This window comes from Acinetobacter rudis (assembly GCF_000829675.1).
Lineage (GTDB): Bacteria > Pseudomonadota > Gammaproteobacteria > Pseudomonadales > Moraxellaceae > Acinetobacter > Acinetobacter rudis.
The window spans coordinates 36,266-53,495 of the sequence record NZ_BBRX01000001.1; the positions used below are offsets into that span (position 1 = coordinate 36,266).

A 17,230-nucleotide genomic window follows, 5' to 3' on the forward strand; every position below is an offset into this window, starting at 1 on the left:
TTAACACTATGAATGAACAGGCATTAAGCCAACGACGTATTCGAAGTCTAGATCCTGCACTTGCCAACCAAATTGCAGCGGGTGAAGTGATTGAACGTCCTGCATCTGTAGTCAAAGAATTAGTTGAAAATGCAATTGACGCTGGCGCTACAGAATTAATCGTCCGTGTTGCACAGGGTGGCAGTACCTTAATTGAGATTATTGATAATGGCCGAGGAATTCATGCTGATGATTTGGCGTTGGCAGTTACTCGTCATGCCACCAGTAAAATTCAAAGTTCAGAAGATCTGCATGCGATTGTTAGTTTAGGTTTTCGCGGTGAAGCATTAGCTTCGATTGCAGCGGTTTCTCGTTTAAGTTTGAGCAGTAGTCAAGATGAAAGTGGTGTAGGCTATCAAGTTGAGATCAATGGTACGGCTATTGATCATCAACAAGTACAGGCGATGGCCATGCAGCGTGGTACGCATGTTCGGGTGCAAGACCTATTCTTTAATGTCCCTGCACGTCGTAAATTTTTAAAAAAGCCAGCGACTGAATTTGGCCATATCGAAGAAATTATTCGTCGTATGGCGCTCACCCATTTCGATATTCGTTTTGTGCTTGAACATAATGATAATATCCGTCTAAATTTGCCTGTTGCAGACAGTGGCGAGCTACGTTTTCAGCGCGTTCAACAACTTATTGGTCGTCAGTTTACCGAAAATGCCTACTGGATCGATGCTGACAGTATCAGCATGCGTTTAAGTGGTTGGTTAGGTCATCCGTCTGACGCACGTCCACAGGCTGACTTGCAGTTCGTCTATGTGAATGGTCGTATTGTTAAAGATAAAACGATATCACATGCCTTACGTATGGCGTATGACGGCATCTTACATGGGCATCAACATGCAGGTTACTTACTGTTTCTTGAAGTTGATCCTGAACAAATAGATGTGAACGTTCATCCAACCAAGCATGAGATCCGCTTTTTAAATCAGCGTGAAGTACATGAGTTTGTTCGACATTATGCTAAAACAACATTGGCGCAATTTCAGACAGCGACCACTGATCTCGCTCAGGCAATGAAAGTTACACCAGAACAGCAAGATGTTACACCGCAGCCGCGTTATCAAAATCAATTTAATTTGCACAGCAGTGACGTGACTCCTGTAGCACAAGTAAATTCAGGCGCTCAAATACAATCAGATCCCGATGTGCTCAATGACTTTACAAGTTCGGAAGGACAAAGCGCCTATAGGCAGCCGTCACAGCATTATCAGGCAGCTGATGGTGGGCAAGCATTACAACAATACCTAACACCACTTAGAGAAGATCCTGTGGTCTCAGGTGTAGTTAAAGCTATTGATCAAGGTGTGCTCAATCAAACAGCCACTGAAAAAGTAGACGAGTTTCCATTGGGGATTGCTATTGCGCAACTGCATGGCATCTATATACTTGCGCAAAACCACGAAGGCCTGATTATCGTCGATATGCATGCTGCGCATGAGCGGATATTGTTGCAACAGATGAAACTTGCTTGGGATAAACCTGAGTTTTGGTCTTCACAGCAGTTGTTGATTCCTAAAGTGATCAGTATTAGTCGTATGCAGGCTGCGCGAGTTGAAGATTTAAAACCGCAGTTATTACGCTTTGGTCTTGAACTTGATGCTTATGGTGAAGAACAAGTTATTGTTCGTGGTGTACCTGCTATTTTGCAAAAAGCTGATTTTAATGTATTAATTGCGCAATTATTGGGTGATCTAGATCCAAATGATGAGGTGCTGGCATTACAGCAAAAACGAGATCAAATTCTGGCTGGAATGGCTTGTCATGGCGCAGTTCGTGCGCATCGGATGTTGAGCTTATCGGAAATGAATGCACTGTTACGTCAAATGGAACAAACCGAATTTGCCAGTCAGTGTAATCATGGTCGTCCGACTTGGCGCGCATTTCCGCTAAGTCAATTAGATAAATTATTTGCACGAGGAGAGTAACGGCGCATGGCAACACAATTGCCCGTAATTAATTTGATGGGGCCAACAGCGAGTGGTAAAACTGCATTGGCATGTGAGCTTTATGCGCGTGGAAATTATGAATTGATTTCCGTCGACTCTGCATTAGTTTATCAGGATATGGATATTGGTACTGCAAAGCCGACCAAGGAAGAACAACAGCTCTATCCCCATCATTTAATAGATATTATTACTCCACTTGAAGTCTATTCGGCTGCCGAGTTTGTGACAGATGCCACGGCATTGATTGATCAGATCCATGCTCGAGGGAAGACGCCTATTTTGGTTGGTGGTACAATGCTCTACTTCAAAGCACTATTGGAAGGGCTTTCTGACCATTTACCTAGCGCAGATATTCATGTGCGTGCGGATATTGAGCAGCAAGCAGCTGAACAGGGGTGGGAGAGTGTTTATGCGGAACTTCAACGTGTAGATCCGCAAGCTGCCATTAAGTTTAAGCCCAGTGATAAGCAACGGATTATTCGTGCATTGGAGGTTTATCGTTTAACTGGTGAGCCAATAACCCAGTTGCAAGCGAAACAAGTGAAGAATCAGCCATATAGTTATGCTTTTCAAAATTATGCATTATTACCAGATCGTGCAGAGTTACACGCAAGGATTGAATTAAGATTGCAAAAAATGTGGAAAATTGGTTTTTTGAATGAGGTCGAGTTTCTTATGGAAAAATACGATCTCAACGATAATCTGCCCGCTGCACGTTCAGTAGGATATCGACAAGCACTGGATTTTTTACAAAAAAGTGACAGAAGCCTAAAAAATAAAGCTGTAATGGAAGAAAAGTCGTTATTTGCGACACGACAATTAGCAAAACGTCAATACACTTGGCTTCGATCTTTGCAACAAACTCATCAATTTAACGTATATTTGTCGATTGAGCAGGCTCAAGAAGACTTGCGAAACTTATACGGATAAAGCAAAATTTACCTACTATCTTATTTATAATTTTTTATAAATTTTTAATTGAAAAATAAAGATAGTTTTTGCGCTGATTTTTTTTAATTTTTGGAGTATAAAATGTCTAAAGGTCAAACTTTACAAGATCCGTTCTTGAATTCTCTCCGTAAAGAACGTATTCCAGTATCAATCTTTCTTGTAAATGGTATTAAATTACAAGGACATATTGAGTCTTTCGATCAATATGTTGTGTTGCTGAAAAACACTGTAAGCCAAATGGTTTACAAACACGCGATCTCTACTGTTGTACCTGCGCGTAACCCACGCCCAGTAGGTGCGGCTGGTGGTTCACAAGCAGCTGGTGGCTTCGGTGGCCAAGGCGGCGGTCAAGGCTTTGGTGGTCAAGGTGGCTTCGGCGGTCAAGGCGGTTTCGGTGGTCAAGGTGGCTTCGGTGCACAACCTTCAAATGGTTTTGAAAACGAAACTAAATTTGAAGACACTCAAGATGATGAAAATAATCGTTAATTGATAATCTATAGATGATATAGATTTTAGATCAATGATAAAAAGGCGCTTAAAGCGCCTTTTTATTTGCCTGCAATGATGTGTTGGCTAGTAAAAAGCTTAAAAAAAAGCTCAATAAATCACGAAATATAGATTTATTGAGCTAATTAGAGTGGATTAAGATTTATTCGCTTTGCGAGGATCTAAGTTTGGATCTTTGATTTCAACATAAGTATTACTACGTAGCTCGCGTAACCAAGCATCAACTTCTGTATCGAATTGACGTTCACCTAGGATCTGTCGTGCCATACGTTGTTGGTATTCATGTGTCATGTCTTGCTGGCGTGTATCAGTCACTTGTAGTACATGCCAACCAAATTGAGTTTGGAAGGGTTCAGTGATTTGATTGACAGCGATATTTTGCATGTGTTGATCAAATTCAGGCACCATCATTCCTGGGCTAACCCAACCTAGGTTACCACCATCTTGAGCCGAACCTGGGTCATTAGAGTAGGTTGCAGCAAGGGTAGAGAAGTCTTCACCTGCTTGTAGGCGTTTATAAATGCTATCGATCATCTGTTTCGCATTATCGGCACTGACAATTTCAGATGTCTTAATCAGAATATGACGTGTTTTATACTGTGGAACGAGTGCTTTTTGCTCATCGCTCTTACGATCAATCAATTTAAGTACATGTACGCCATCTTGAACTGTAATTAACTCACTGGTTTGACCAGGATTAAGTACACTCACGCGAGCAGCAAGTTCTCCTGGAATACCCGAGAGTGCTCTATAGCCCATATCTGCACCTTGTACTTGGATTGAGCCTGTTGAATATTTTTTCTCAATCAGTTTCAGATCACTGGTTTGATTGAGTTCAGTTTTGACTTGTTGAGCAACTTTTTGTAACTCAGCGGCATTTTGTCCACCCGAAACACGTACATGTAGTACATGTGCTTGGCTACCTACAGCAGCTTGACCTTCAGGTGATTTGAGAAAATTCTCTACATCTTGATCACTGATTTTAATACGAGACATCACTTGTTGTTGACGTAAACGTTGGATCAAAAGGTCATTTGCAATACGACTACGCAATAATTCATACGCTCCTGGTGCAATACCATCGAGCTTTTGTTGGAAAGCTTCTAAACTATTTGCCCCTGATTTCTGTGCAACTGACATTACTGCATCATTGAGAGCTTTTTCATCGAGTTTTAAACCGTAACGCTTTACTTGCTCAAGCTGTGCATTTTGTAAAATCAGTTGATTGAGCAATTGAGTACGTAATACATTTTCTGGTGGAATTTCTTTCTTTTGTGCATTCAATTGGTGTAATGCTTCAGCAACACTTTGTTCTAAGTCACTTTGTAAAATAGCACTATTTCCAACTACAGCAACGACTTGATCGTTATATTCAGCAAACACAGGCACAGAAGACGTCATGGCGAGGCTAAGAACTGTGGCTTGAAAAAGCTTTTTTAAATTGTTTGTCTTCATTAATGTGTCCAAGATTGATTAACTTTGTCATAGCCGAGTACACGACTGTTTAGTAATGAACTCAATTTGTTATTGACACCACCTAAACCTTTAAACGTGAGTTCAGCCATGATCGCGCGTTTTGGTTTTGCATCAGGTAATGTAACGTCATCAAGGTCGTTAAAATAAGAACGACCATAAACTGAGATACCCCAGCAACAAGACTCATAATTTACACCGAGCAGATATTCACGTGCAACGTGATTGTCGATGTCATATTGCGCATGGCCCATAATACGCCAGTTGCCTTTAACTGGTTGTACAAATGATGCAACAACTTGATTGTATGCAGCTTGACGATCAGGTAGATAGTCACGGTAAAAATAACCAAAGTTATAAAGGTTACCTTGATTGCCTGTAAAGTAGAACTGTAAATCATGTTGTGCATTATTGCCATCAGACATCCAAGCAGAGTTGGCAGCAACAGTCACATTTTTTGATAATTGACTGGAGAGACTGACAATTGGACCAGTACGTCTAGCCGTGTTGATCTCAGCATTGTCTCTGTCTTTTGTAAGGATGACACGGCGGTCATCAAAGAAAAAGCTTTGTCCCACACCAGCACGCAGGCGTTCTAAACCTGCAGGGTCAACTAAACTATAGCTAATACCAACAGAGGTGAAATTGTTGTCATCGAGTCGGTCATGCCCATAAAAACGGGTTGGGTTAAACAGCTGGTCATAGTTAATTGACGCAGTGGTTGAGTCGAAGTTTGGATTAGTGTCCTGATTTTTATAAGGTGAATATGCGTAAAATACACGGGGACTAATCGTTTGTAAGAACTTACCTTCACGCTCAAAGGTTAATCCTGTATCTAAAGTAAACTGTGGCACAACGACTGAATTGTTCTTGGTGTTTGAATAGTTTCCATTATCTCTGGTGTCCTGATCATACGAAGTATGAATGGAACGCACAGATGCCTCTGGAACAATGAAACCCCACGGATTTCTAAAGTTGTAGCGTGTAGCAAATTGGTTATAGAAACGTACACCACTTGGTTGTGACAATGGTTCTGACGTATCGATATTTTTCTTAAAGTAAGCTGTGTCGTTGTTGTACTCATATTCAAAACCAACTGGATTTCCACCAACATAATTCACAAATAATTGTGGTAGTCGGGCATATGGTCGATCAACCATAGGGATGTTTTTATCCAAGGTTTGGAAATTTTCAACACGAAGTTTTGCACTTAGGCCAGGAAAACCATTGGCGTAATTGAGTTCCCATGCTCTACGCTGGTTTAAGTCAGTTTTAGAGTTAGGGTTGTCATTGAGGTCAGTAAAGAAGTCTTTATCTGAGACATAGTTATAATCGATACTGCTGGACCACTGTGGGTTGATTTTCCAGAAGTGATTTAAGTGTAAGTCCTTACGGTCTTCTTTGTTATAGTCACGATCACCAGGTAAGTAACCCCCCCAAACTTTACCCGCACCAAAATTCTCAGTCATATAGCGAAACTCACCATTTAACATGAGTCCACGATTACTATAGATTTCTGGTCTAAAGGTGAGATCGTAATTAGGCGCAAGGTTCAGGTAGACTGGAGTACTTAACTGAAAGCCACCATGGTTGGTAAAACCAAAAGTTGGCGTGAGTAGACCTGTCGTACGTCGATCATCAATCGGAAAGTTAAAATAAGGTATTGCTAAAATAGGTGTATCTTTAACATAAAACTTGGTATTACGCGTAGTACCACGACCAGTTTCTTGATTGAGTTCAATGCTTTTCGCTTGAATTTTCCAAGTTGGTTTTTGTTCTGGTGGGCATGTTGAATAGCTTGCATCTTCAAATACTACTGTACTTGGAGAGGTGCGTTTAATTTTTTCAGCACTACCATGGGCATGCGTAGCTTCTGAAATATAGAAGCTTTTATTCAATTCGCCAGTTTGTTCTTTTAAGTTGTAGTCAATTTGACTGCTTTGGGTAATGAGTCCGCCCTGAGCAATTTGAACATTTCCCTTTGCTTTAGCAAAAGTTTGAGTTTGATCAATCACCATTTCATTGGCACGAATCAATCGACCTTCCTGATCAATTTCAACGTTTCCGCTCAGTACCGAATCACCCTTGGGATTGTAATAAGCATGATCCGCAGTAATGACTGACGTCGAATCTTTGGCATCAGGTGCTTTGGTCGTTGTTGGAAAAGGTGTCGCCCAGACACCTTGACACCAACGACTAGCGATAGGATCTTGTCCTTGCCCAGCTTCAAGCGTGTCTTTATCGACATAATATTGTTGAAAAAACTGCTGACCAGGATATTGTTCTTGCAATGCAGCATTCAATTGCTCATTGCTGGTATCTGATGAACCAGACGAAGGAGAATCGGCATAGCTGGAAACTGAATGGCCACAGAGTAGGGTCAAAATAGCAGTTGCTAAAGGGTTAAATTTAAACTGTCGCTTCATTTGCTTCCTTAATTAAGTGTGCAATTCGCAATTAATTATTGTGGCATCATAGAGAAAAACTTGATAACTAGCTACACTTAGTGCTTTAAAAATTTAGTCAAATCAGATTTTGCCGCAAATGAATACACAACGTGAACAATTAATCCAACAATGGGTCGCTACTGTACTGAAAACAGAACAGTTTGATATACAATTTTTAGCTGGTGACGCGAGCTTTCGTCGTTACGCACGCATAAATAGCAATAATAAGGTATTTATGTTGATGGATGCACCTCCTGAGAAAGAGGATTGTCATCCTTTTGTGAATATAGATGAGTTTTTTGATCAAAATGGTGTAAGAGTTCCACATATTCATGCCAAAGATTTAGAGCAAGGCTTTTTATTGCTCGAAGATTTTGGTGATGTGTTGTTGTCAACGCTGATTGATCAGCATACCGTTGATGCTTACTATCAGCAGTGTTTTAAGCAATTAGTGCAATTACAATCCATCCCAGCCCAAGAGGTGTTACCCGCTTATTCATATGAAAAGTTGATGAGTGAAATGCAGCTATTGGTCGATTGGATGTTGCCTGCATTAAATGTAGAGACCACGACAGAAGAAGCAGGAATGATTCAAGACAGCTTTGCTTTTTTAGCTCAAGCAGCTTTAGCGCAACCCCAGGTGATTGTGCATCGTGATTTCCATAGCCGTAATTTAATGAAAATTGCCAATGAAGACGTACTTGGGGTGATTGATTTTCAGGATGCAGTCATTGGTGCTGATACCTATGATTTAATCTCTTTGACTCGTGACGCTTATGTGCAGTGGCCAGTAGAAAGAGTGACAGCTTGGTTCCAAGCTTTTTATGATCTTTTACCCGCTACAGCAAAGCAGCAACGTAGTTTCGAACAATTTAAACGTGATGCTGATTTAATGGCGATTCAACGTCATATTAAAATCTTAGGTATTTTTGTGCGTTTATTTGAACGTGATGGTAAGTCAGGCTATTTAAAAGACTTGCCGCGAGTGATGTGGTATCTCAGAACAGAAGCACAACCATATGCTGAGTTGCAAGCATTGCTAGACTTTGTCGAGCAACGTTTAATGCCAGCTTTTACTAAAAAATATGGACACTTTGAGGCGGTAGCTGCATGAAAGCAATGATATTGGCAGCAGGTTTGGGTAATCGTATGCGACCATTGACTTTGCATACACCCAAACCGCTACTTGAAGTGGGTGGGAAACCTTTAATTGTCTGGCATATTGAAAAGCTGCAAGCGATTGGTATTCGTGAGATTGTCATTAACACGGCTTGGCTTGCAGATAAACTGGTTGAGGCTTTAGGTGATGGTGAACGTTTTGGTGTCAAAATTCACTGGTCACATGAAGGCGAAGGCTTAGAAACTGCTGGTGGTATCATTAACGCATTGCCGCTTTTGGGTGATGAGCCCTTTATTTTAGTCAATGGTGATGTTTGGACCACGATGGATTTCGCACCTTTACGAGAGGTGCAACTTGCTGAGCATTTGGCACATCTGGTTTTAGTGACCAATCCCGCTCAACATCCCCAAGGTGACTTCTGTTTGTCTCAGGGGAAAAGTTACTTATTTGAACAAAATAAGTTAGGTGAGCACTTAACCTATAGTGGTGTGGCTGTTTATTCACCTAAAATGTTTGCTGGACTTGAGGCTGGTAAGCGTGCAATGCTGCCTTTGTTTAAGCAAGCGATGCTTGCCGAGCAAATAAGTGCTGAAAAATTGCAAGGAATTTGGGTTGATGTGGGCACACCAGAGCGTTTAGCAGAGCTAGATCGTCAGATTTATGCAGGTGAGCTTGCTTAAATGCATATTAACTCGTCGTTGCTAGGTGTTCCACGCGCTATAAATCGGTATACTCTTACCTAAATTTATAGACTTAGCTCGGCTTATGCATTCTTATTTTTCAGTACTCAAGCGCGATAGCCAGCGTTTGGGGATCGCGCTCAGTGATGATGCGTTGCATGCTTTATTGCGTTATCAGGACGCTTTGTTACTGTGGAACAAAGCGTATAACTTGACAGCAATTCGTGAACCAGAAGAGATGTTGGTAAAACATCTGTTGGATAGTTTGAGTATTTTAAAGGATCTTCCAGAAGGTCGTTTGTTAGATATCGGGACAGGTGGTGGTATGCCTGGAATGATTATTGCACTCACTCAACCTGAACGTGAATGTGTGTTACTCGATTCAAATGGCAAAAAAATTCGTTTCTTAAAACAATTTATTGCAGATCAAAAATTGCAAAATGTGATCGCTGTGCAAACCCGAGTTGAAAATCAAGAAAGTATAAATAACTTAGGCAAGTTCGATGTCATCACCAGTCGTGCTTTTGCTTCTCTTACTGATTTCGTTACCGCAGCTACACCTTATATGCATGCAGAAAGTAAAATTGCAGCAATGAAGGGCTTGGTACCTAACGATGAAATTGAACAGTTGTCGGAGCAGTGGCAATGTCAGACCATTGAACTCAGTGTTCCGCGATTAGATGAACAAAGACATTTACTTGTATTAAAACATATTTAATTATTTATTAGGATCGGGATTACCATGGCTGAAATTATTGCGATCGCCAACCAAAAAGGTGGCGTAGGTAAAACCACTACGGCTGTCAACTTGGCGGCTTCTTTGGCGGTATTGAAAAAAAGAGTGTTGCTGATTGATATGGACCCTCAAGGTAATGCCACCATGGGGTCAGGCGTACAAAAAAATGATTTGCTTTACTCAATAACGGATGTGTTGCTAGGTGAAGTACCGATTAGTACTGCTATTTATCAATCAGAAGTCGGTTATAAAGTTTTAGGCTCAAACCGAGATTTGGCGGGCGTTGAGTTGGCGATTGCGGATCAAGATGGTCGTGAATATATTTTACGCAATGCGCTTGAAGAAGTTGCAGCAAATTTTGATTATATTATCGTTGATTGTGCTCCGAGCTTAAGCTTAATCACCGTTAATGCTTTGGCAGCAGTCAAAGGTGTGATTATACCGATGCAGTGTGAATATTATGCACTTGAAGGTTTGGCAGACTTAACCCAAACCATTGATAAGATCCAGCAAGCATTGAATCCTGATCTTGAGATTGTTGGTGTGGTACGTACGATGTATGACGCACGTAATGCCTTAACACGAGATGTATCAGCAGAACTTGAACAGTATTTTGGTCCTAAGTTGTATGAGACTGTCGTTCCCCGAAATGTACGTCTAGCTGAAGCACCAGCACATGGTTTACCAATTATTTATTTTGAAAAGAGCTCAAAGGGCGCAATTGCATATTTGCACTTGGCTGCCGAACTCTTAAAAAAAGCAAAGAAAGCAAAAGGGAAATAACATGACCATTAAAAAACGAGGATTAGCGAAAGGTCGTGGTTTAGATGCCTTATTAGGTTCAATCCAAAAAGAAAAATTACAGCTTGATGTTAAAGGCTTAGATCAAGGCCAGCTACAGCAAATTGCTGTCGATCAATTAAAACGTGGCACATACCAACCACGTCGCTTTATCCATGAGCAAGATCTACAAGAACTTGCAGCATCGATTAGAAAACATGGAGTTATGCAGCCGATTGTGATTCGTCCAGTCGATGATGTAGAGCGCCCTTATGAAATTATTGCAGGTGAGCGTCGTTGGCGTGCTGCCCAGCTTGCTGGCTTAACTGAAGTTCCAGCAATCGTCCGTGATTTGACTGATCAGGTTGCGATCGCATTGGCGTTGATTGAAAATATTCAGCGTCAAGACTTAAACCCAATTGATCAAGCTTTAGCGTTACAGCGTTTCCATGAAGAGTTTGGCTTAAGTCATCAAGAAATTGCCGATACGGTGGGTAAGGCTAGAACAACGATCAGTAATTTGTTGCGTTTATTGAGTTTGACTGAAGAAGTTAAAATGCTCATGCAAGAAGGCCAAATTGATATGGGTCATGCACGCGCTATTTTAACGATTAAGTCGCAAGATCAAATTAAGATTGCACATATTGTGGTCGAGAAAGGTTTGTCTGTGCGTCAAACTGAGCAATTGGTTCGTGAATGGAATGTGCCAAAAAGTGCGCAGCAAAAAACTAAAGCTTCAGCTGATTTGGAGAGTTTAACCAAACAATTGTCTGAACGTTTTAGCGCTAATGTTAAAATCGATCATAACAAACAGGGCAAAGGCAAATTAGTGATCCATTATCATTCTTTAGATGAGTTGGATGGCATTTTAAATATTTGTTTAGCTGAGTCTAGTGGCGAATAACATTTTCGCGTATTAGATCACTTTGCCAAAATTGCTTGTGAGTTGCAGTTGATGTACTCACAAGCATTGAATTGATAACACAATAATATTGTAGACTTACGCTAATATGTTATCTTTTAGCCGCATCTGCGAAACTTGCTTAGCTGCTGAAGAGCGAGCAAATGAGCAACAATTATACTTTCAGCTCTACCCTGAGGTTATTCACCTGTGAATCAAGATGTTAAAGTTTACTTTCGCCTTCTTGCCTATTTAAAACCTTATTGGGGAGTAGCTATACTCGTCCTCATTGGTTTTAGTCTAAATGCCGCTACTGAAGTTTCGGTTGCAAAACTCATCAAATATATTATCGATGCAATTCAACAAGGTAGCCAAGCTAACTTGGATTGGTTTCCTGTATTGATCGTGGTGTTGATGTTTTTTCGTGGGCTCGGGCTATTTATGGGGGGTTACTACACAGCAGTAATTTCTCGACGTTTAGTTTTTAGTATGCGTCAAGAGGTGTATTCTAAACTGCTCCGTATGCCAGCACAGTACTATTTGGATAACTCAGCAGGTCATATCTCAGCTAAGCTGATGTATAACGTCGAGCAAGTCACAGCTGCATCATCTGAATCCTTAAAAACCATCGTTAAAGATGGTTTGATTACACTGGGTCTATTGGGTTATTTGTTTTATAGCAACTGGCGTTTGACCTTGTTGATCTTTATTTTCTTGCCACTCATTGGGTTATTGGTGCGTAAAGCATCCAAACGAATGCGTAAATTATCCATTCAAGTACAAGATACAATGGGTGATGTAAACCATGTTGTGCAAGAAAGTATCAATGGTCAATCTGTGGTAAAAAGCTTTATTGGTGAAAATAGCGAACAAAAACGCTTTTACGCCTCTTCTGAGGAAAACCTGAAGCGCAGCCTGAAAATGGTCGTTGTACAAAACCTCAATAGTCCATTGGTGCAGTTGATTATTTCAATGGCAATGAGTTTAATTGTTTGGGTTGCACTGCGTCCGCAAATTTTTGGGGATACTTCTGCAGGTGAGTTTGTGGCTTATATTACAGCAGCTGGTTTATTGGGTAAGCCAATTAAAAACTTGACTGATGTAAATGAAAAGTTACAACGCGGGATGGCAGCAGCACATTCTGTTTTTGAATTGCTTGATATGCCTGAAGAAAACAATAGCGGCACACAAAAGCCTCAGTTAAAAGGGCAAATCCGTTTTGATGCTGTCGGTCTAAACTATCAAAATAAAGTGCAAGCAATTAGTAACTTTAGCTTAGATATACAGGCTGGACAGACAGTTGCTTTGGTCGGAAGGTCTGGTGCAGGTAAGACCTCACTGGTCAATATGCTGGTGCGCTTTCAAGAGCCGAGCAGTGGCGAGATTTATTTAGATCAAGTTCCGATCCGTGAGATTGAAATGGCCTGCCTAAGATCACAAGTGGCTATGGTCAATCAACAGGTCGTTTTGTTTGACCGCAGTGTGCGTGACAATATTGCTTATGGGCAGCTTGAAGGTGCTTCAGATGAAGCGATTATTGCCGCAGCGAAAGCAGCTTATGCACATGACTTTATTATGAATCTTCCAGAAGGTTATGATACTCAATTGGGTACACAAGGTTTATCATTGTCAGGTGGTCAGCGTCAGCGTATCGCAATTGCTCGTGCAATTCTGAAAAATGCACCGATTATGATTTTGGATGAAGCCACCAGTGCATTAGACAATGAGTCTGAACACTTTATCCAAAAAGCTTTTGATGATGCCATGCTTGATCAAAGTAGAACCACGATTGTGATCGCACACCGTCTATCTACAATTGAAAATGCAGATTTAATTGTGGTGATGGACCAAGGACAGATTTTGGAGCAGGGTACGCATCAACAACTTTTAGCAAAACATGGTGCTTATTATCAATTGCATCAACGTAATTTCGAGGACTAATTATGTCATTGGCGCAGCAACTACAGGATGCTTGGAATAGACAGGCTGGATGGTTAAAGTTGTTGCGTCCGTTGTCATGTTTATATCGCTTTGGTTTTTTACTCAATAAGCAGTGTTACCGTTGGCAGTTGAAAAAAAGCTATCGTGCACCTGTTCCTGTGATGGTGATCGGCAATATTACAGTTGGTGGGAGTGGTAAAACGCCTTTGCTGATTCAATTGGTGAAACACTTACAGCATCATCAAGTCAAAGTTGCTGTTATCAGTCGTGGTTATGGCGGGAAAGGGCCTTTTCCAGCACGTGTTACTTTAGACTCCCATCCAGATGATGTTGGAGATGAGCCATGTCTCATCGTACAGTCAACAGCTGTTGCGATGGCCGTTGGCCCTAATCGTCAAGCCAGTATTGAAATGTTATTAGCTGAAGATCAATTTGATTTGATTATTTGTGATGATGGCTTGCAACACTGGGCGTTAGAGCGGCAAATTGAATGGATCGTACTTGATCAACAACGCGGTTTGGGAAATGCAAAGTTATTACCAGAAGGTTATCTTCGTGAACCTGTGTCACGCTTGCAAGAAGGTACGGTAATTGAACATGCGATGCAGCCGAGTTCTGAATTAAATATGCATTTACAAGTTGCACAGCCTTATTTACTCAATCCGATTGAAGGCCAGCAAGAAAGTTTTCAATCCAATGAATATTATAATGTTGTGGTAGGTATTGGTTATCCGCAGCGTTTTTACAATACCTTAAGCTCGATTGGTGTTACTCGTTTTCATTGTTTTGAGTTTAAAGACCATCATGAATATGACATTGAAGACATTCACTTCGATGATCAAAGCCCGATTATTACCACTGAAAAAGACGCAGTGAAGCTACTGCCATTACTCAAACAATATCCAGATTATCAGCGTCAAATTTGGGTGGTGCCTGTCGATGCAGTGCTCTCTGACGCATGTTATCAACATTTAGCGCAGCAACTTGCTGCATTGAATATCACTCTCGTCTAAGGTTTTACTATGAAACATATTGTTATTCCTGCGCGCTATGCCAGCTCACGTCTACCAGGCAAGCCACTGTTAGAGATTCATGGTCGTGCCATGATTTTACGTGTAGTCGATCAGGCAAAAAAAGTTGCGGGTTTTGACGATCTGTGTGTGGCAACAGACGATGAGCGTATTGCACAGCTGTGTTTAGCCGAAGGTGTTGATGTGGTGATGACTAGTGCTGATCATCCTTCTGGTACAGATCGTTTGAGTGAGGTGGCAAAAATTAAAGGCTGGCATGCAGATGATATTATCGTTAATGTGCAAGGTGATGAGCCGTTATTGCCTGCAGATTTAGTGTGTCAGGTTGCAGCACTGTTAGAAGAAAAATCGGATTGCAGCATGTCTACACTGTGCGAGCCAATCGTTGCAATGGATGAGTTTTTGCGTCCAAGTATTGTGAAGGTCGTGATGACTCAGCACAATCAAGCCTTGTATTTTAGTCGTGCTAGCATCCCTCATGAACGTGATGCTGCTATTGATGCAAGTGTGCCACAGCATGCATATCGACACCTTGGTCTGTATGCATATCGTGTTGGCCTGCTACAACAGTATGTAACTTGGCAGCGCGGTACTCTGGAGCAACTGGAAAACCTAGAGCAATTGCGTGTCTTAGAAAATGGGCATCGTATTGCCATTGCGGTTGCGGAAGCTCAATTGCCACCAGGTGTGGACACAGCAGAAGATCTGGAACGTCTTAATCAGATGCCGTTGAGTATGTTTGAATAATGCACATTTTTTCATTGAGCAGTTTATCTCTACGAGCATGCTATTGTGAGTAGTATTTGTATGGACAATCCGGCACGTGTCATTTACCCATGGCAACAGACATTATGGGCAACGCTGACAGAGCGTTTTCCAAATATTGGACATGGGTTGTTATTTTATGGCAAGTCTGGCTGTGGTAAGCATGCTTTTGTTGAGGCCTTTGTTGCTTGGGTGTTGTGCAACAATAAGCAAGCCCAGTCTGCTTGTGGTCAATGCAGCAGCTGTGTGTGGTTAAAATCAGATACCCACCCAAACTATGTCTATGTGTCGACAGACGAAGACAATAAAAAGCACAATGCCAAGATCAAGATAGAGAAAATTCGTGAACTTCTACCATTTGTACAACAAACAGTAGATGGTTGGCGGGTGATCGTGATTGATCCTGCAGAAGCGTTGAATATTGCATCTTCAAATGCTTTATTAAAGACATTGGAAGAACCCGGTGAGCGAGTCATGATTATTCTCATGGCTGAGCACTTTTTAAAGTTACCAGCAACGATTCGTAGTCGTATGCAACATTTTGCTTTGGATCGTATCGATAGCAAGATTGCTCATGAGTATTTGTTGACTCAAATATCTACAGAGCAACAACAGCATGTTGATTTGCTTTTAGGCTTGTCCAATCAAATGCCACTTAAAGCAGTTGAATTACTCAATAGTGCTTGGTTTGTTCAGCGCCAGTCATTTGTTCAAGATTGGCAAAAACTGGTGGTCAATAAAAATATGCCCATGCTTTTGGCTACAAAGTGGAATAAAGAACTGAATACAGTTGATTTTCTGCAAATGTTTGAGTATCTATTAGCCGATATACTGGCCTTGAAAATGCAGCAATGGGTAAAAAATAGCGATATTGATCTGAGCGTATTGGCAGAACAATACAGTTTAGAAAATTTATTTACCTTGTATGATCAACTTATTCAGGCCAAACTGCTATTACAGCAAAATGTGCAAAGTAATTTAATTATTGATGAATTATTTGTGACTTTAATGAATGTTTCATAACAAACCTGCATGATAGCTATTGCTCATTAAGTGCTGATGTTGTTGTGTTTTTAAATGAAAGTTAAAGAAAGGAAGTTTTGTGTTTTTTGATACGCATTGTCACTTAACTATGTTAAACCTTGAACCCTATGAAGGTAGCGTAGATGCAGCTTTAGCCGCAGCACGTGAAAATGGTGTTTCTGGTTTTATGGGGATTTCAGTCAGCCTAGATGATCATATTGCCCTAGCTGAAATTGCTGCCCGTCATGCAGATGTCGGCTATAGTGTTGGGGTACATCCTTGCGAAGACGATGCAATGATGAAAATGGCCACTGTAGAGCGTCTGGTTGAGTTGGGGCAAGCTGAGAAAGTCTGGGCAATCGGTGAGACTGGTTTAGATTATTATCATAGCTGTGATTTTGTTGAGGAACAAAAGCGCTGTTTTGCCCGTCATATTCATGCCTCACAGCAGTTAAAAAAACCTGTTGTTGTACATACTCGAGCAGCCAAGCAAGACACTATAGATATCATACGTGCAGAAAAATCTACGCATGGTATTTTGCATTGTTTTACTGAAGATTGGGAAACTGCTAAAGCGGTGCTGGACTGTGGTTATTATATTTCTTTTTCAGGCATTGTATCTTTTAAAAATGCACAAGACCTTCGAGATGTTGCAAAGCAAGTACCTCTAGATCGCCTTTTAATTGAAACAGATAGCCCATATCTGGCACCTATGCCATATCGTGGTAAAAATAATGAGCCTAAATATGTTCCTTATGTGGCAAAAGCATTGAGTGATGTTTATGATATAAGCCTTGAGGAAATTGGGCGAATTACTACGCAAAATTTTAACAACTTATTAGATCTTAAATAAATCGATTGTGGTTTGATCGAAGAGGTAT

Annotated in this window: 15 protein-coding genes; 13 read left to right on the forward strand and 2 right to left on the reverse strand. The window is 41.0% G+C overall.

The features are described 5' to 3' along the window. Positions 1-8: 8 nt before the first annotated feature. The 3 genes from mutL (at position 9) to hfq (ending at position 3,431) form a co-directional block, all read left to right on the forward strand. Positions 9-1,973 (forward strand): DNA mismatch repair endonuclease MutL, encoded by a 1,965-nt coding sequence (mutL, locus tag Aru01_RS00160; RefSeq protein WP_016656061.1) that lies wholly within the window; start codon positions 9-11, stop codon positions 1,971-1,973. A 6-nt stretch (positions 1,974-1,979) separates the two neighbouring features. Then, positions 1,980-2,924: a tRNA (adenosine(37)-N6)-dimethylallyltransferase MiaA gene (gene miaA, locus Aru01_RS00165; RefSeq protein ID WP_016656062.1), complete on the forward strand. Its 945-nt coding sequence runs from the start codon at positions 1,980-1,982 to the stop codon at positions 2,922-2,924. A 102-nt stretch (positions 2,925-3,026) separates the two neighbouring features. Beyond that, positions 3,027-3,431, forward strand: a complete 405-nt coding sequence (hfq, locus tag Aru01_RS00170) for an RNA chaperone Hfq (protein ID WP_042111025.1) — start codon at positions 3,027-3,029, stop codon at positions 3,429-3,431. Between the two features lie 156 nt (positions 3,432-3,587). On the opposite strand, the gene Aru01_RS00175 is transcribed toward hfq, so the two are convergent. Continuing rightward, a complete protein-coding gene (locus Aru01_RS00175; protein ID WP_016656064.1) occupies positions 3,588-4,907 on the reverse strand; it encodes a peptidylprolyl isomerase in 1,320 nt (439 codons plus the stop codon). Beyond that, positions 4,907-7,351 (reverse strand): LPS-assembly protein LptD, encoded by a 2,445-nt coding sequence (locus Aru01_RS00180; RefSeq protein ID WP_016656065.1) that lies wholly within the window; start codon positions 7,349-7,351, stop codon positions 4,907-4,909. Before Aru01_RS00180 ends, Aru01_RS00175 begins: the two co-directional genes overlap by 1 nt. Before the next feature lie 118 nt (positions 7,352-7,469). Here Aru01_RS00180 and Aru01_RS00185 point away from each other — a divergent pair, with 118 nt between their 5' ends. The 10 genes from Aru01_RS00185 to Aru01_RS00230 all read left to right on the forward strand — a co-directional run bounded on the left by Aru01_RS00185 (position 7,470) and on the right by Aru01_RS00230 (position 17,202). After that, positions 7,470-8,486 (forward strand): aminoglycoside phosphotransferase family protein, encoded by a 1,017-nt coding sequence (locus tag Aru01_RS00185; protein ID WP_016656066.1) that lies wholly within the window; start codon positions 7,470-7,472, stop codon positions 8,484-8,486. Continuing rightward, positions 8,483-9,172 (forward strand): N-acetylmuramate alpha-1-phosphate uridylyltransferase MurU, encoded by a 690-nt coding sequence (gene murU, locus Aru01_RS00190; RefSeq protein WP_016656067.1) that lies wholly within the window; start codon positions 8,483-8,485, stop codon positions 9,170-9,172. The genes Aru01_RS00185 and murU overlap by 4 nt, the downstream gene beginning before the upstream one ends. An 85-nt stretch (positions 9,173-9,257) precedes the next feature. Next, on the forward strand, positions 9,258-9,890 hold the full coding sequence (gene rsmG / locus Aru01_RS00195; protein WP_016656068.1) for a 16S rRNA (guanine(527)-N(7))-methyltransferase RsmG: 633 nt from the start codon (positions 9,258-9,260) through the stop codon (positions 9,888-9,890). 24 nt (positions 9,891-9,914) lie between these two features. Continuing rightward, the gene (locus tag Aru01_RS00200) at positions 9,915-10,691 is read left to right on the forward strand and encodes a ParA family protein (RefSeq protein WP_016656069.1); all 777 of its coding nucleotides are present in this window, start codon (positions 9,915-9,917) and stop codon (positions 10,689-10,691) included. A 1-nt stretch (position 10,692) separates the two neighbouring features. Continuing rightward, the gene (locus tag Aru01_RS00205) at positions 10,693-11,592 is read left to right on the forward strand and encodes a ParB/RepB/Spo0J family partition protein (protein ID WP_016656070.1); all 900 of its coding nucleotides are present in this window, start codon (positions 10,693-10,695) and stop codon (positions 11,590-11,592) included. A gap of 207 nt (positions 11,593-11,799) precedes the next feature. After that, positions 11,800-13,530, forward strand: a complete 1,731-nt coding sequence (gene msbA / locus Aru01_RS00210) for a lipid A export permease/ATP-binding protein MsbA (protein ID WP_016656071.1) — start codon at positions 11,800-11,802, stop codon at positions 13,528-13,530. A gap of 2 nt (positions 13,531-13,532) precedes the next feature. Further along, entirely contained in the window at positions 13,533-14,543 is a 1,011-nt protein-coding gene (lpxK, locus tag Aru01_RS00215) for a tetraacyldisaccharide 4'-kinase (RefSeq protein WP_016656072.1), read from the forward strand. A gap of 9 nt (positions 14,544-14,552) precedes the next feature. After that, entirely contained in the window at positions 14,553-15,308 is a 756-nt protein-coding gene (gene kdsB, locus Aru01_RS00220) for a 3-deoxy-manno-octulosonate cytidylyltransferase (protein ID WP_016656073.1), read from the forward strand. Positions 15,309-15,368: 60 nt separating this feature from the next. Then, positions 15,369-16,349: a DNA polymerase III delta subunit-related protein gene (locus Aru01_RS00225; RefSeq protein WP_016656074.1), complete on the forward strand. Its 981-nt coding sequence runs from the start codon at positions 15,369-15,371 to the stop codon at positions 16,347-16,349. 79 nt (positions 16,350-16,428) lie between these two features. After that, the gene (locus Aru01_RS00230) at positions 16,429-17,202 is read left to right on the forward strand and encodes a TatD family hydrolase (RefSeq protein WP_016656075.1); all 774 of its coding nucleotides are present in this window, start codon (positions 16,429-16,431) and stop codon (positions 17,200-17,202) included. Positions 17,203-17,230 lie beyond the last annotated feature (28 nt).

What these genes read in the sequence shown, in the direction of transcription:
- Aru01_RS00175 (WP_016656064.1), bottom strand. Translation starts at nt 4,907, where the DNA reads ATGAAGACAAACAATTTAAAAAAGCTTTTTCAAGCCACAGTTCTTAGC.
- Aru01_RS00205 (WP_016656070.1), top strand. Translation starts at nt 10,693, where the DNA reads ATGACCATTAAAAAACGAGGATTAGCGAAAGGTCGTGGTTTAGATGCC.
- miaA (WP_016656062.1), top strand. Translation starts at nt 1,980, where the DNA reads ATGGCAACACAATTGCCCGTAATTAATTTGATGGGGCCAACAGCGAGT.
- Aru01_RS00180 (WP_016656065.1), bottom strand. Translation starts at nt 7,351, where the DNA reads ATGAAGCGACAGTTTAAATTTAACCCTTTAGCAACTGCTATTTTGACC.
- Aru01_RS00185 (WP_016656066.1), top strand. Translation starts at nt 7,470, where the DNA reads ATGAATACACAACGTGAACAATTAATCCAACAATGGGTCGCTACTGTA.
- kdsB (WP_016656073.1), top strand. Translation starts at nt 14,553, where the DNA reads ATGAAACATATTGTTATTCCTGCGCGCTATGCCAGCTCACGTCTACCA.
- Aru01_RS00225 (WP_016656074.1), top strand. Translation starts at nt 15,369, where the DNA reads ATGGACAATCCGGCACGTGTCATTTACCCATGGCAACAGACATTATGG.
- rsmG (WP_016656068.1), top strand. Translation starts at nt 9,258, where the DNA reads ATGCATTCTTATTTTTCAGTACTCAAGCGCGATAGCCAGCGTTTGGGG.
- lpxK (WP_016656072.1), top strand. Translation starts at nt 13,533, where the DNA reads ATGTCATTGGCGCAGCAACTACAGGATGCTTGGAATAGACAGGCTGGA.
- murU (WP_016656067.1), top strand. Translation starts at nt 8,483, where the DNA reads ATGAAAGCAATGATATTGGCAGCAGGTTTGGGTAATCGTATGCGACCA.
- Aru01_RS00200 (WP_016656069.1), top strand. Translation starts at nt 9,915, where the DNA reads ATGGCTGAAATTATTGCGATCGCCAACCAAAAAGGTGGCGTAGGTAAA.
- hfq (WP_042111025.1), top strand. Translation starts at nt 3,027, where the DNA reads ATGTCTAAAGGTCAAACTTTACAAGATCCGTTCTTGAATTCTCTCCGT.
- mutL (WP_016656061.1), top strand. Translation starts at nt 9, where the DNA reads ATGAATGAACAGGCATTAAGCCAACGACGTATTCGAAGTCTAGATCCT.